This window comes from Erwinia sp. 2186, from assembly GCF_057812255.1.
In genome coordinates, this window is the sequence record NZ_CM173824.1 from 933,506 (window position 1) to 947,504 (window position 13,999).

The 13,999-nt window shown below is 54.3% G+C and carries 11 protein-coding genes; 7 read left to right on the plus strand and 4 right to left on the minus strand.

Annotation, left to right across the window (positions count from 1 at the left end; all coding sequences use genetic code 11):
- Positions 1–33: 33 nt before the first annotated feature.
- From ACXKZG_RS04340 to metK, 3 genes are all read right to left on the minus strand, one after another.
- Entirely contained in the window at positions 34–558 is a 525-nt protein-coding gene (locus ACXKZG_RS04340) for a SprT family zinc-dependent metalloprotease (RefSeq protein WP_013203680.1), read from the minus strand.
- Positions 559–627: 69 nt separating this feature from the next.
- Positions 628–2,025 carry a sugar porter family MFS transporter gene (locus ACXKZG_RS04345; protein ID WP_013203679.1) on the minus strand — a complete coding sequence of 466 codons (1,398 nt, stop codon included), beginning with the start codon at positions 2,023–2,025 and terminating at the stop codon, positions 628–630.
- Positions 2,026–2,438: 413 nt separating this feature from the next.
- Positions 2,439–3,593 carry a methionine adenosyltransferase gene (gene metK / locus ACXKZG_RS04350; protein ID WP_013203678.1) on the minus strand — a complete coding sequence of 385 codons (1,155 nt, stop codon included), beginning with the start codon at positions 3,591–3,593 and terminating at the stop codon, positions 2,439–2,441.
- 337 nt (positions 3,594–3,930) lie between these two features.
- Between metK and ACXKZG_RS04355 the strand changes: the two genes are divergently transcribed.
- The 3 genes from ACXKZG_RS04355 (at position 3,931) to speB (ending at position 7,082) form a co-directional block, all read left to right on the plus strand.
- Positions 3,931–4,032 carry a virulence promoting factor gene (locus ACXKZG_RS04355; RefSeq protein WP_225309839.1) on the plus strand — a complete coding sequence of 34 codons (102 nt, stop codon included), beginning with the start codon at positions 3,931–3,933 and terminating at the stop codon, positions 4,030–4,032.
- A complete protein-coding gene (speA, locus tag ACXKZG_RS04360) occupies positions 4,025–6,001 on the plus strand; it encodes a biosynthetic arginine decarboxylase (protein WP_053143608.1) in 1,977 nt (658 codons plus the stop codon). Before ACXKZG_RS04355 ends, speA begins: the two co-directional genes overlap by 8 nt.
- Before the next feature lie 160 nt (positions 6,002–6,161).
- Positions 6,162–7,082: an agmatinase gene (speB, locus tag ACXKZG_RS04365; RefSeq protein WP_151036622.1), complete on the plus strand. Its 921-nt coding sequence runs from the start codon at positions 6,162–6,164 to the stop codon at positions 7,080–7,082.
- Positions 7,083–7,145: 63 nt separating this feature from the next.
- Here speB and loiP read toward each other — a convergent pair whose 3' ends face one another.
- Positions 7,146–7,898: a metalloprotease LoiP gene (gene loiP, locus ACXKZG_RS04370; RefSeq protein WP_013203675.1), complete on the minus strand. Its 753-nt coding sequence runs from the start codon at positions 7,896–7,898 to the stop codon at positions 7,146–7,148.
- A 284-nt stretch (positions 7,899–8,182) separates the two neighbouring features.
- Here loiP and tkt point away from each other — a divergent pair, with 284 nt between their 5' ends.
- The 4 genes from tkt to fbaA all read left to right on the plus strand — a co-directional run bounded on the left by tkt (position 8,183) and on the right by fbaA (position 13,872).
- Positions 8,183–10,174, plus strand: a complete 1,992-nt coding sequence (gene tkt, locus ACXKZG_RS04375; RefSeq protein ID WP_346599086.1) for a transketolase — start codon at positions 8,183–8,185, stop codon at positions 10,172–10,174.
- 293 nt (positions 10,175–10,467) lie between these two features.
- Positions 10,468–11,487, plus strand: coding sequence for an erythrose-4-phosphate dehydrogenase (epd, locus tag ACXKZG_RS04380; protein ID WP_013203673.1), 1,020 nt, complete (start codon positions 10,468–10,470; stop codon positions 11,485–11,487).
- A 50-nt stretch (positions 11,488–11,537) separates the two neighbouring features.
- Complete coding sequence (pgk, locus tag ACXKZG_RS04385; protein ID WP_013203672.1) at positions 11,538–12,698, plus strand: phosphoglycerate kinase; 1,161 nt, start codon at positions 11,538–11,540, stop codon at positions 12,696–12,698.
- A gap of 94 nt (positions 12,699–12,792) precedes the next feature.
- Entirely contained in the window at positions 12,793–13,872 is a 1,080-nt protein-coding gene (fbaA, locus tag ACXKZG_RS04390) for a class II fructose-bisphosphate aldolase (RefSeq protein ID WP_488875769.1), read from the plus strand.
- Positions 13,873–13,999: the final 127 nt, after the last annotated feature.

Genomic DNA, 13,999 nt, shown 5'->3' on the forward strand with positions numbered 1-13,999 from the left:
AAAATCAGCGAGTTATTGCTGAATAATTGGCCATCAGGACGATTTTTCGGATTGTTGGAACTCGCCGGGAGAGAGGCGATCGCCGCAGCGGACGCATCGATACTCGCTTTCGCCCCTGACGACACGGTTATGGCGGCGTACCGTCAGCTGATGCTGCTGACAGCCACAACGGTAGGGGAAAGAGCGACTGCGCACCGATTCAATCTCAAACTTATGGGTGCGCTGCGCCGGCACATCCAGAATGCTTTCCATCATCCACTTCCACTCTTTGCCGTGCGGCGCGACCCGGCCAAAGTGTTTCCACACCAGCAGATGCGCCAGTTCATGCGGCACCACTTCATCAATAAACGCCTGCTGATTTTCCAGTAACAGCACCGGATTCAGGCGGATCTCCCAGTGTTGCAGCCACGCGGTGCCCGCTGCCGTGCCGCGTTGTTGGTAGACCAACTTGGGTTCAGGGTAGCTGCGTTCCAGGCGATGGTTTGCCAGCTGCAATTTTTCACGCAGTGAGCGCATTACGGCTTGTTGCAGGGCAATGGGAAGTCTGAGGGATTTCATACGGCAGAGAATACGATGTGGCAGGGGGGAATTCAATAAAGCTGGCCGGGTTTCCCCGGCCAGAGAGTCTTAGTCACGATGACCGATATCGCGCAGCTTCTTGCCGCCCAACAGGTTACGTTCAATGTGTTCCAGCGAAATACCTTTGGTTTCCGGGATCAGCACAATGGTCAGGATGATAAACAGCACGTTCAGACCGGCGTAAACCCAGAAGGTGTTCGCGTTGCCCAGGGTGTTGAGCATGGTCAGGAAGGTGGCGCCGACAATCATGTTGGCAATCCAGTTGGTTGCCGTAGACACGGTGATACCGAAATCGCGGCCTTTCAGCGGCTGAATTTCAGAACACAGAACCCAGATCAACGGACCGGCACTCATCGCAAAACCGATGATAAACATCAGCAGCATGGCGATAGCGAAGTACTGACCGGTTGAAGAGTGGATGCCCACGTGCAGCATGGTGCCGAGGATACCCATACCGACCGCCATCACCAGGAAGCCCAGTTTCAGCGTTGGCTTACGGCCCCAGCGGTCAACCAGACCGATAGCAATAAAGGTCGCCAGTACGTTAACCAGACCCACAATCACCGTGCCCCACATCTGCTCGGTGGTGTTGGTGAAGCCCGCAATTTCAAAAATCTTCGGCGCGTAATACATGATGACGTTCATCCCGGTGAACTGCTGCATGATCTGCAGAAGTACGCCCAGGTAAACCGCGCGACGGAAGTTGCTGTTGCCTTTAAACAGGCTCCAGCCGGACTGTTTGATCTTCAGGCTTTCACGAATTTCGTCCAGCTCGCGTTTCGCTTGCTCGCTGGTGTCACGCAGACGGTCCAGTACGCGCTGAGCGGTACGGAAATCACCTTTGGCGGCCAGCCAGCGTGGGCTGTTAGGCAGGAAGCAAACGCCAACCAGCAGCAGCGCGGCCGGGATGGTGATCACGCCCAGCATCCAACGCCATTCGCCGGTGTAGCTGAACGCGGTATCAGACAGATACGCACCCAGAATACCGATGGTGATCATCAGCTGGTACAGGGAAATCATACTGCCGCGAATCTTCTCTGGTGCGATCTCAGAGAGGTACAGCGGCGCGGTATAGGAGGCAACGCCGACGGCCAGACCCAGCAGAACGCGGGCGAAGATCAGCATTTCCGGGTTGGATGACATCGCTGACCACAGCGAGCCAATCACAAATAGAATGGCACCGATCATCAGGCTTTTTTTACGGCCCAGGCGGGAAGACATCCAGCCGCTACCAACGGCACCGACAGCGGCACCAAACATCATTGAGCTGACGATCCACTCCTGCTGATGTGCGGTAACGTTAAAATCTTTCGCGATGAATGGCAGGGCACCGGCGATAACGCCGATATCCAGACCAAACAGCAGGCCGGCCAGTGCTGCGAGGAAACAAACAAAGAAGGTCATCGCCTTGTTTGATGTCCTGCTCTTTTTCTTATTATCAGGCATAACGCCTCCATTAAAGTGGTACTGCTTATTGTTGTTATAAATGTTAGAAAACCTTTGCCCACAAGACTGTGCTGCAGATCACATTGGTGTAATCGGTTACACACCAGATCATTCCTAAATGCAGCATTTTCACGCGTGCTTACGCTTTATAACCAGTTAGTCATAGTAGTAAATAGTTTCACTTAGTTCCCGAGTGCCCTTCTATCAGACAGCGCTGAAAATAGCGCATTAGGCTACAGGTTGTTAAGAGAGTTAATTCTTAATTATCAGATATTCGTAAATATTTCTGAGTGTAACCGTTAACAATCAACGCGCCTGAAGCCAAAAAAAGTGTAGACAGCGATAGCCATTCCGCCAGCGTCAGACAGCAAAAAGGGCACCCACCGGGTGCCCTGTGTCCTGCAAGCTGGTGCTTACTTCAGGCCAGCAGCTTCACGCAGCTGTGCAGCCTTGTCGGTTTTTTCCCAAGGGAAATGTTCACGACCGAAGTGACCGTATGCCGCGGTCTCGCGGTACATCGGGTGCAGCAGGTCCAGCATCTGAATCAGACCGTATGGACGCAGGTCGAAGAACTCGCGCACCAGCAGCGTCAGCTGCTCGGTAGAGACTTTCTCAGTACCGAAGGTTTCAACCATGATGGAAGTCGGTTCAGCCACGCCAATCGCGTAGGAAACCTGAATCTCACAACGGTCAGCCAGGCCAGCCGCAACGATGTTTTTCGCCACATAGCGCGCTGCATATGCCGCTGAACGGTCAACCTTAGACGGATCCTTACCGGAGAACGCACCGCCGCCGTGACGCGCCATGCCGCCGTAGGTATCAACGATGATTTTACGACCCGTCAGACCACAGTCGCCCATTGGGCCACCGATGACGAAACGGCCCGTCGGGTTAATGTGGTATTTGGTGCTGGCATTGATCCACTCTGCGGGCAGAACCGGCTTGATGATCTCTTCCATCACCGCTTCCTGCAGATCTTTCAGCGAGATATCTTCCGCGTGCTGAGTAGACAGAACCACGGCATCAATACCGACGATTTTGCCATCGTCATACTGGAAAGTGATCTGGCTTTTTGCATCCGGGCGCAGCCATGGCAGGGTGCCATTTTTACGCACTTCAGCCTGACGCTGAACCAGACGGTGAGCATAGGTCACCGGCGCAGGCATCAGCACATCAGTTTCGTTAGTGGCATAACCAAACATCAGACCCTGGTCGCCCGCACCCTGTTCCAGAGGATCGGTACGGTCTACGCCCTGGTTGATATCAGGTGACTGTTTGCCGATGGCGTTCAGTACGGCACAAGAGTTGGCATCAAAGCCCATATCGGAATGGACATAACCGATTTCGCGTACGGTGTTACGGGTGATCTCTTCAATATCGACCCAGGCCGACGTGGTGATTTCACCACCGACCAGCACCATGCCGGTTTTCACATACGTTTCGCACGCGACACGCGCTTTCGGATCCTGCTCGAGGATGGCATCGAGCACAGCATCAGAAATCTGGTCGGCGATTTTATCAGGATGTCCTTCTGAGACGGACTCGGAAGTGAAAAGGTGTTTAGCCATTAATTCTTTACCTTACTGAATACGGGTTGATAACGACTGCATAGCGCTAAAGACTGTTTGCCAGTTCTCACCGGCTTCGGTTCCCAGCGCCCCCTCAGGCAAAGCCATGAGCAGTACATAACAGGTGACGCTTAGAAGTTAACCATTTAGATGGATTAACATCTGGACGGCTATTTTAGGTCACTCATTAATCGGATTGCCAGCCTTTTTTCTTTAAAGCTTTTTTCAGCTCAGGTAAAAAGTGGAACATTTTCATGACAGGCTTCTCATTCCGCACATTAAGGAATTGCATAATGTTATACTTGAGAGACCGATTGGCGCGGCCTTTCAGCGTTTTATGCTGAATATCCCGCTCGCCGATGGCTTGTTGTTGCGGGTTATCCCTGCGATAGTAGTCAACTGTTCCGCATCACTGAAATTTGAGGCTCGCAATGTCTGACGACATTAAGACAATGAAGGGTTCGTCAGCTGGCGAACAAGGTGGACTCCGCTCTATGCAGGAGGTGGCCATGAGCGATCAAGAAGCCAGCAAGATGCTGCGCACCTACAATATTGCCTGGTGGGGTAATAACTACTACGACGTCAATGAGTTAGGGCACGTCAGCGTCTGTCCGAATCCGGACGTCCCGGAAGCCCGGGTCGACCTGGCGAAGCTGGTGAAAGAGCGCGAGGCCGAAGGCCAGCGTCTGCCAGCCTTGTTCTGCTTCCCGCAGATTCTGCAGCACCGTCTGCGTTCGATTAACGCCGCGTTCAAACGCGCGCGGGAATCTTACGGCTATCGCGGCGATTACTTCCTGGTCTATCCAATTAAGGTCAACCAGCACAAACGCGTTATCGAATCGCTGATCAACTCCGGCGAACCGCTGGGGCTGGAAGCCGGTTCGAAAGCCGAACTGATGGCGGTACTGGCACATGCCGGCCAGACCCGCTCGGTGATTGTCTGTAACGGCTATAAAGACCGTGAATACATTCGTCTGGCGCTGATCGGCGAAAAGATGGGCCACAAGGTCTATCTGGTGCTGGAAAAAATGACCGAAGTGAAGCTGGTGCTGGAAGAGGCGGAGCGTCTGAACGTGGTGCCGCGTCTCGGTATCCGTGCGCGTCTGGCTTCTCAGGGCTCCGGTAAATGGCAGTCCAGCGGCGGCGAAAAATCCAAGTTTGGTCTGTCGGCGACGCAGGTGCTTAAGCTGGTCGATATCATGCGTGAAGCTGGCCGGATGGAAAGCCTGCAGCTGCTGCATTTCCACCTCGGTTCGCAGATGTCCAATATTCGCGACATCGCCACCGGCGTGCGTGAATCGGCCCGTTTCTATGTTGAGCTGGCTAAACTCGGCGTCAACATTCAGTGCTTCGATGTCGGCGGCGGTTTAGGCGTGGACTATGAGGGAACGCGTTCGCAGTCTGACTGCTCCGTTAACTACGGCCTGAACGAATATGCCAACAACGTGATCTGGGCGATCGGCGATGCCTGCGAAGAGCATAATCTGCCGCACCCAACGGTGATCACCGAGTCTGGCCGTGCCGTCACGGCGCACCACACCGTGCTGGTGTCGAACATCATCGGCGTAGAGCGTAACGAATTCAGCGAGCCACAGACGCCGTCTGCGGACTCGCCACGTCCGATTGTCAGCATGTGGGATACCTGGCAGGAGATGCATCAGCCAAACAACCGTCGCTCGCTGCGCGAATGGCTGCATGACAGTCAGATGGATCTGTTTGATATTCATACCGGCTACTCGCAGGGCACTTATGACCTGACGCAGCGCGCCTGGGCTGAGCAGCTTTATCTGAGCATCTGCCACTATATTCAGCAGCATCTTGACCCGACCAACCGCGCGCACCGTCCCATCATCGACGAACTGCAGGAGCGTATGGCGGACAAGATTTACGTCAACTTCTCGCTGTTCCAGTCGATGCCGGATGCCTGGGGTATCGATCAGCTGTTCCCGGTGCTGCCGCTGGAAGGGCTGAACAAGTCGCCTGAACGTCGCGCGGTGCTGCTGGACATCACCTGTGACTCCGATGGCACCATCGATCACTATGTTGATGGCGATGGCATTGCCACCACCATGCCGATGCCGCAGTACGATGTGGATAATCCTCCGATGCTCGGCTTCTTTATGGTCGGCGCTTACCAGGAAATCCTCGGCAACATGCACAACCTGTTCGGCGATACCGAAGCGGTGGATGTGTTTGCCTATGCCGATGGCCGCGTTGACGTGCATCTGTCTGACGAAGGCGACACCGTTGCAGACATGCTGGAATACGTGCAGCTGGATCCGCAGGAGCTGCTGACGCACTTCCGCAACCAGCTTAAAGAGAGCGATTTGGACGAAGAGCTGCGCGCGCAGTTCCTCGAAGAGTTCGAATCTGGCTTGTACGGCTACACTTATCTGGAAGACGAATAATTTTCACCTGCTGGACGAGTTGACCACGCCGATGGTGGGCGTGGCAATTCTCCGCAAAATCCCTTCCTCGTCGGGTTTAACGACGCGGTGGGGATTTTTTTTATCTCTGTTTCAGCCGAAAGCTGGCCTGGTCCGGCTTCACAGTTAAAGAGGATTTGGTATGAATAACACCCTGGGCAACCAGTACGACAACTCGCTGGTGTCAAACGCCTTTGGTTTTATGCGTTTTCCGGTCAACTTCCAGCCTTACGACAGCGACGCTGAGTGGGTGATCACCGGTATTCCTTTCGATGCCGCGACCTCCGGTCGTCCTGGCAGCCGCCTGGGCCCTGGCGCGATCCGTCAGATCTCCACTAACCTGGCGTGGGAAGGCTGCCGCTGGCCGTGGAACTTCGATCTGCGTCAGCGTTTAAAGGTGATCGACTGCGGTGACCTGGTGTACGCCTTTGGCGATTCTCAGGATCTGACCGACAAGCTGCAGGCGCATGCCGAGAAACTGCTGGCCAATGGCAAGCGTATGCTGACCTTCGGTGGCGATCACTACGTGACGCTGCCGCTGCTGCGCGCTCATGCTAAATATTTCGGTAAGATGGCGCTGGTGCATTTTGATGCCCATACCGATACCTATTCCAACGGCCCGACCTTCGATCACGGCACCATGTTCCACCATGCGCCGAAGGAAGGCCTGATCGATCCGGCACACTCGGTGCAGATCGGTATCCGTACCGAATTTGATGCCTCACTGGGCTTCAACGTGCTGGATGCGGCGCAGGTTAACGACCGCAGTGTTGATGACATCCTCGCTCAGGTGAAGCAGATCGTTGGCGATATGCCGGTTTATCTGACCTTCGATATCGACTGCCTCGATCCGGCGCATGCGCCAGGCACCGGCACGCCGGTGATCGGCGGTCTGACCACCGATAAAGCCACCAAGCTGGTGCGCGGTCTGCAGGGGTTGAACATCGTCGGGATGGATCTGGTGGAAGTCGCACCGGGCTATGACCAGTCCGACCTGACCGCTCTGGCTGCCGCCACGCTGGCGCTGGATATGCTGCATGTTCAGGCCGTTAACAAAGGCTAGTTTCATCAGCAGAAATGAGAAGGGCGCCGGATATGGGCGCCCTTTTTTTATGGCAACACGCGGTTATTTACCGGCAGCGATACGCTCTTTGATGTGCTGAGCGCGCGCTTCGGAAGCCGGGTGGGAGTCAAACATCGAGCTTTGATGGCTGCCTTCCAGTTTCGCCAGTTTTTCGAAGCTGGTGACCAGGCCGTTAGGATCGATGTTGCGCTTTTTCATCAGGTCGAAAGAGTAATCATCTGCCTGCGATTCCTGCTTCTGCGAGAACTGCGCGTTAACCAGTTTCTCACCCAGGTCTGCAAGCTGCGACTGGGACAGCGTACCGGCGATGCCGCCCACGGAACCAATGGCGGTACGGGCCGCAGTGGTGCTGTAAGCAACCTGCATCGCGCGACGGCTATGGCCTAATGCCACGTGGCCCATTTCATGGCCCAGCACACCCTCGACTTCATTATCGGTCATCATATCCATCAATCCGCTGTAAACGCGGATACAGCCGTTCGCCATCGCCCAGGCATTGACGTCTTTGGTGATATACACCTTGTAGTTGGCCGGCGTGCCGTTGATGTTGTCACCCAGCGCGGCGGAGATTTTCGCCAGGCGCTGCGCATACGGGCTGGAGTCGGGCGCAATTTGCGCTTCGCTATCCATCTGCGCACAGGATTTCACGCTGAGTTCTTTCACCTGTTCATCGCTAATGGTGGCGGCCTGATAAGCCTGCGCACCAGACTGCATCAGCGCGTTGCTGTCTACTCCCTGACAACCAGAAAGTGCGGTAATCAGTCCCAGAGAAACGAAAGAGAGGGGTAATTTCATATTATTTCATCCATCAGTAACAAGGTAATAAAAACAAGAACCTGCCAAACCGGCAGAAAAAAACGCTGCTTATAAAGAGAGCGTTATAACGTGCGCATCTACGAATGCATAGTGGTTATAGCCACAAACCGCAAGTTTACGCCTGCTATTTTGCACGTTTCGCCATGTACAGCAGACCCGTCTTTCATGTACATTGAGGGTCGACTTTTACAACTTTGCCTGATAACTCATTGATTAAAATAGGTTAAGGACGGCGAAGCGTTTAATCCGACCTGGAGTAGAACATGTCTTCTCGTAAAGAGCTTGCTAACGCCATTCGCGCATTAAGTATGGATGCGGTACAAAAAGCCAAATCTGGCCACCCTGGCGCCCCGATGGGCATGGCAGATATCGCCGAAGTGCTGTGGCGTGAATTTCTGAACCATAACCCTACGAATCCACTGTGGGCCGATCGCGACCGCTTCGTGCTGTCGAACGGTCACGGCTCCATGCTGATCTACAGCCTGTTGCACCTCACCGGCTACGATCTGCCGATTGCTGAGCTGGCAAACTTCCGTCAGCTGCACTCTAAAACTCCAGGTCACCCGGAATTCGGTTACACCGCAGGCGTGGAAACCACTACCGGCCCACTGGGTCAGGGCGTGGCTAACGCCGTGGGTATGGCCATTGCCGAGCGCACGATGGCGGCGCAGTTCAACCGTCCGGGTCACGATGTTGTTGACCATAACACCTATGTGTTCATGGGTGACGGCTGCATGATGGAAGGTATCTCCCACGAAGTGTGCTCGCTGGCCGGTACGCTGAAGCTGGGCAAACTGGTTGCCTTCTATGATGACAACGGTATCTCAATCGACGGTCACATTGACGGTTGGTTCACTGACGACACCGCCAAGCGTTTCGAAGCTTACGGCTGGCACGTAGTGCGCGGTGTTGACGGTCACGATGCAGCCGCAATCAAGCAAGCGGTTGAAGAAGCGAAAGCGGTTAGCGACAAGCCTTCCCTGCTGATGTGCAAAACCGTGATTGGCTTTGGTTCACCAAACAAAGCCGGTACCCACGATTCACACGGCGCACCGCTGGGTGATGACGAAGTAGCACTGACCCGTAAGCAGTTGGGCTGGAGCCACGCGCCGTTCGAAATCCCACAGGATATCTACGCGCAGTGGGATGCGAAAGAAGCCGGTCAGGCGAAAGAAGCCCGCTGGAACGAGAAGTTCGCGGCCTACGCTAAAGCGCACCCGGAGTTGGCGGCAGAATTCAAACGCCGTATGGGCAACGAGCTGCCGGCTAACTGGCAGGCTGAGTCGCAGAAGTTCATCGAACAGCTGCAGGCTAACCCAGCAAAAATCGCCAGCCGTAAAGCGTCGCAGAACACGCTGGAAGCCTTCGGTAAACTGCTGCCAGAATACCTGGGCGGCTCGGCTGACCTGGCGCCAAGCAACCTGACCATGTGGTCTGGTTCTAAGCCAATCAACGACGATCTGGCCGGTAATTACATCCATTACGGTGTGCGTGAATTCGGTATGACCGCCATCGCTAACGGCATCACGCTGCACGGCGGCTTCCTGCCATACACCGCGACCTTCCTGATGTTTGTTGAATACGCGCGTAACGCTGCGCGTATGGCTGCACTGATGAAAATCCGTCAGGTGATGGTCTATACCCACGACTCCATCGGTCTGGGCGAAGACGGTCCTACGCATCAGCCGGTTGAGCAGATGGCCAGCCTGCGCGTCACCCCGAACATGAGCCTGTGGCGTCCATGTGATCAGGTTGAGTCTGCGGTTGCCTGGAAATACGCTATCGAGCGCTTCGACGGCCCAACGGCACTGATCTTCTCCCGTCAGAATCTGGCGCAGCAGGATCGTACCGCTGAGCAGCTGGCCAATGTGGCTCGCGGTGGTTACGTGCTGAAAGACTGTGATGGTCAGCCGGAAATCATCCTGATCGCCACCGGTTCAGAAGTTGAACTGGCGGTGGGCGCGTATGACAAGCTGACCTCCGAAGGCCGTAAGGCGCGCGTGGTGTCGATGCCGTCTACCGATGCCTTCGACAAACAGGATGCCGCATACCGTGAAGCGGTTCTGCCGAAAGCGGTCAGCGCCCGTGTGGCGATTGAAGCCGGTATCGCAGATTACTGGTTCAAATACACCGGTCTGAACGGTGCAATCGTCGGTATGACCACCTTTGGTGAGTCAGCGCCTGCAGAGCAGCTGTTTGAAATGTTTGGCTTCACCGTGGATAACGTGGTCGCTAAAGCGAAAGAACTGCTGTAAGCCCAGCGGGGCGGGATTGCTTCCGCCCCGTTTTCACTTTTCCGCCGTCATCCCCGGCCGTGGAATTTTCTAAATCTGTGACTTAGATCTAAAGATTGTCGCAGCAATTGATCCTCGTCATTCCTATTATTCCTCCATTCTATTATTCTCGCTGAACCGTTTCAGTTTGCGTAGTTGCTGAAGATATACGGGCTTAGTACAGTTTTTCTGATGCAAGAATTCCCTGTACAAATTTGAACGTCTGGCTCAGGCTAACGCTCCAGTTTTACACCGAATTCGGATGCAGGAGTGATATGACGGTTCGCATTGCCATAAACGGTTTTGGTCGCATCGGGCGCAACGTGTTGCGTGCTCTTTATGAAACCGGGCGTCGTGCAGAGATCACCGTGGTGGCCATCAATGAGCTGGCTGACGCGGCGGGAATGGCGCATTTACTGAAGTACGATACCAGCCACGGGCGATTTGCCTGGGATGTCCGCCAGGAGCGGGATCTGCTGTGGGTCGGCGAAGATACCATTCGTCTGCTGCATCGTGCGGAAATCAGCGATCTGCCGTGGCAGGAGCTGAATGTCGATGTGGTGCTGGATTGTACCGGCGTGTATGGCAGTCGTGCAGATGGCGAAGCCCATCTGGCCGCCGGCGCGAAAAAAGTGCTGTTCTCCCATCCTGGCGGAAACGACCTGGATGCCACCGTGGTTTTCGGTGTGAATGAGAAAGAGCTGCAACCGGACCACCTGATCGTCTCCAACGCTTCCTGCACCACCAACTGTATTATTCCGGTGATTAAACTGCTGGATGATGCCTTCACCATCGAGTCGGGCACCGTGACCACTATCCACTCAGCCATGCACGATCAGCAGGTGATAGATGCGTACCATCCCGACCTGCGACGCACGCGCGCAGCCAGCCAGTCGATTATTCCGGTCGATACGCGTCTTGCCGCCGGCATTACCCGTATTTTTCCTAAATTTAACGACCGTTTTGAGGCGATAGCGGTACGTGTCCCTACAATAAACGTGACGGCGATTGATTTGAGCGTCAGCGTGAGGGAGGCGGTGCAGGCGTGCGAGGTTAATGCCTTGTTGCGAAACGCGTCAGAAGGGGCATTTAGTGGTATAGTTGACTATACGGAATTACCGTTAGTCTCCATAGATTTTAACCACGATCCGCACAGTGCCATAGTGGACGGCACGCAGACGCGGGTCAGCGGTCAGCACCTGATCAAGACACTTGTCTGGTGCGACAACGAGTGGGGCTTTGCTAACCGAATGATCGACACAACGTTAGCGATGGCCGCAACCGGTTTCAGGTAGGGCGCGGTTTGCGCCTGTCAAAACTTAGAGAATCAACGAGAGGATTCACCATGTCTGTAATTAAGATGACCGATCTGGATCTTGCTGGCAAACGCGTACTTATTCGTTCTGATTTGAACGTGCCAGTGAAAGAAGGGAAAGTGACGTCGGATGCACGTATCCGTGCCTCATTGCCGACCATCGAAGCGGCGTTGAAGCAGGGCGCGAAAGTGATGGTTACCTCCCATCTTGGTCGCCCGACTGAAGGTGAATACAACGAGGAGTTTTCCCTCCTGCCAGTTGTTAACTATCTGAAAGACAAACTCTCTTCTCCTGTTCGCCTGGCGAAAGACTACCTTGACGGCCTGGACATTGCCGAAGGTGAGCTGGTCGTTCTGGAAAACGTTCGCTTTAACAAAGGCGAAAAGAAAGACGACGAAGCCCTCTCTAAAAAATATGCCGCCCTGTGCGATATCTACGTGATGGATGCCTTCGGTACCGCGCACCGCGCGCAGGCGTCTACCCACGGCGTCGGCAAATTTGCCCCAATCGCGTGTGCTGGCCCACTGCTGGCTAACGAACTGGACGCGCTGGGTAAAGCGTTGAAATCGCCAGAGCGCCCAATGGTGGCGGTGGTTGGCGGTTCTAAAGTCTCTACCAAGTTTGACGTGCTGAACTCGCTGGTAAAAATCGCGGACACCGTGATTGTCGGCGGCGGCATTGCCAACACCTTCGTGGCGATTGATAACAACGTCGGTAAGTCTCTGTATGAGCCTGATTTTGTTGATGCGGCGAAAAAACTGCGTGACGAATTTAAAATCCCGGTTCCTACCGACTCCCGCGTAGGCACGGAATTCTCTGAAACTGCACCGTCTACCGTGAAGAAAGTCAGCGAAGTGAAAGATGATGAAGAGATCATGGACTTCGGCGATGAAACCGCACTGGCAATGGCTAAGATCTTGAAAGAAGCCAAAACTATCCTGTGGAACGGTCCGGTTGGCGTGTTCGAATTCCCGAACTTCCGCAAAGGCACTGAAATCATTGCTAATGCGATTGCAGACAGCGACGCATTCTCTATCGCAGGTGGCGGTGATACGCTGGCGGCCATCGATCTGTTCGGTATCGAAGATAAGATCTCTTATATCTCTACCGGCGGCGGTGCTTTCCTGGAGTTCGTGGAAGGCAAAACACTGCCAGCAGTCGCCATGCTTGAAGCGCGTGCAAAACAGTAATTACTGGGGCGGGAAGTTGCTTCCCGCCAGAATGATTTACCCGTTTGACGGGTTCCGAATCTCTTAATACGACCGACGAAACAGGACAAAAAACATGTCTAAAATTTTTGATTTCGTAAAACCAGGCGTTGTCACCGGCGACGACGTGCAGAAGATCTTCAAAGTAGCGAAAGAAAACAAATTCGCTCTGCCAGCCGTTAACTGCGTCGGCACCGACTCTATCAACGCCGTTCTGGAAACCGCTGCGAAAGTTAAAGCCCCGGTCATCATTCAGTTCTCTAACGGTGGCGCAGGCTTCATCGCCGGTAAAGGTCTGAAATCAGACAAGCCACAGGCTGCAGCAATCCTGGGCGCAATCTCTGGCGCGCACCACGTGCATCAGATGGCAGAACATTACGGCGTGCCGGTTATCCTGCACACTGACCACTGCGCGAAAAAACTGCTGCCATGGATCGACGGTCTGCTGGACGCGGGTGAAGCTCACTTCGAGAAAACCGGTAAGCCACTGTTCTCTTCTCACATGATCGACCTGTCAGAAGAGTCACTGGAAGAAAACATCGAGATCTGCAGCACCTATCTGGCCCGTATGGCTAAGCTCAACATGACGTTGGAAATCGAACTGGGTTGCACCGGTGGCGAAGAAGACGGCGTGGACAACAGCCACATGGACGCTTCTGCACTGTACACTCAGCCAGAAGACGTTGATTACGCTTACGAAAAACTGAATGCCATCAGCCCGCGCTTCACTATCGCTGCGTCATTCGGTAACGTGCACGGCGTGTACAAGCCAGGCAACGTTAAGCTGACTCCGACCATCCTGCGTGATTCTCAGGACTATGTGAGCAAGAAACACAACCTGCCACACAACTCGCTGGATTTCGTGTTCCACGGTGGTTCCGGTTCTTCTGCTGCAGAAATCGAAGAGTCAATCAGCTACGGCGTGATCAAAATGAACATCGATACCGACACCCAATGGGCAACCTGGGACGGTATCCTGCAGTACTACAAAAAGAACGAAGGCTACCTGCAGGCCCAGCTGGGCAACCCGGAAGGCGCAGACAAGCCTAACAAAAAATACTACGATCCACGAGTCTGGCTGCGCGCATCCCAGTCATCAATGATCGTTCGTCTGGAGCAGGCATTTAAAGAGCTGAACGCAGTCGACGTTCTGTAATTTTGCCGCGTTAACGACAGTATGAAAAAGGCCCCTTAACCGGGGCCTTTTTTTTTGCCTGTCCGGTAACAAATTGTTAATTTGACTGCTTATTTGGCAGAGCGCGGCATTATTGGTTACCCTTTGA

Excerpts from the sequence above, each read along its gene's own strand:
- ACXKZG_RS04340 (WP_013203680.1), bottom strand. The coding sequence starts at position 558 with ATGAAATCCCTCAGACTTCCCATTGCCCTGCAACAAGCCGTAATGCGC.
- ACXKZG_RS04345 (WP_013203679.1), bottom strand. The coding sequence starts at position 2,025 with ATGCCTGATAATAAGAAAAAGAGCAGGACATCAAACAAGGCGATGACC.
- metK (WP_013203678.1), bottom strand. The coding sequence starts at position 3,593 with ATGGCTAAACACCTTTTCACTTCCGAGTCCGTCTCAGAAGGACATCCT.
- ACXKZG_RS04355 (WP_225309839.1), top strand. The coding sequence starts at position 3,931 with ATGCTGAATATCCCGCTCGCCGATGGCTTGTTGTTGCGGGTTATCCCT.
- speA (WP_053143608.1), top strand. The coding sequence starts at position 4,025 with ATGTCTGACGACATTAAGACAATGAAGGGTTCGTCAGCTGGCGAACAA.
- speB (WP_151036622.1), top strand. The coding sequence starts at position 6,162 with ATGAATAACACCCTGGGCAACCAGTACGACAACTCGCTGGTGTCAAAC.
- loiP (WP_013203675.1), bottom strand. The coding sequence starts at position 7,898 with ATGAAATTACCCCTCTCTTTCGTTTCTCTGGGACTGATTACCGCACTT.
- tkt (WP_346599086.1), top strand. The coding sequence starts at position 8,183 with ATGTCTTCTCGTAAAGAGCTTGCTAACGCCATTCGCGCATTAAGTATG.
- epd (WP_013203673.1), top strand. The coding sequence starts at position 10,468 with ATGACGGTTCGCATTGCCATAAACGGTTTTGGTCGCATCGGGCGCAAC.
- pgk (WP_013203672.1), top strand. The coding sequence starts at position 11,538 with ATGTCTGTAATTAAGATGACCGATCTGGATCTTGCTGGCAAACGCGTA.
- fbaA (WP_488875769.1), top strand. The coding sequence starts at position 12,793 with ATGTCTAAAATTTTTGATTTCGTAAAACCAGGCGTTGTCACCGGCGAC.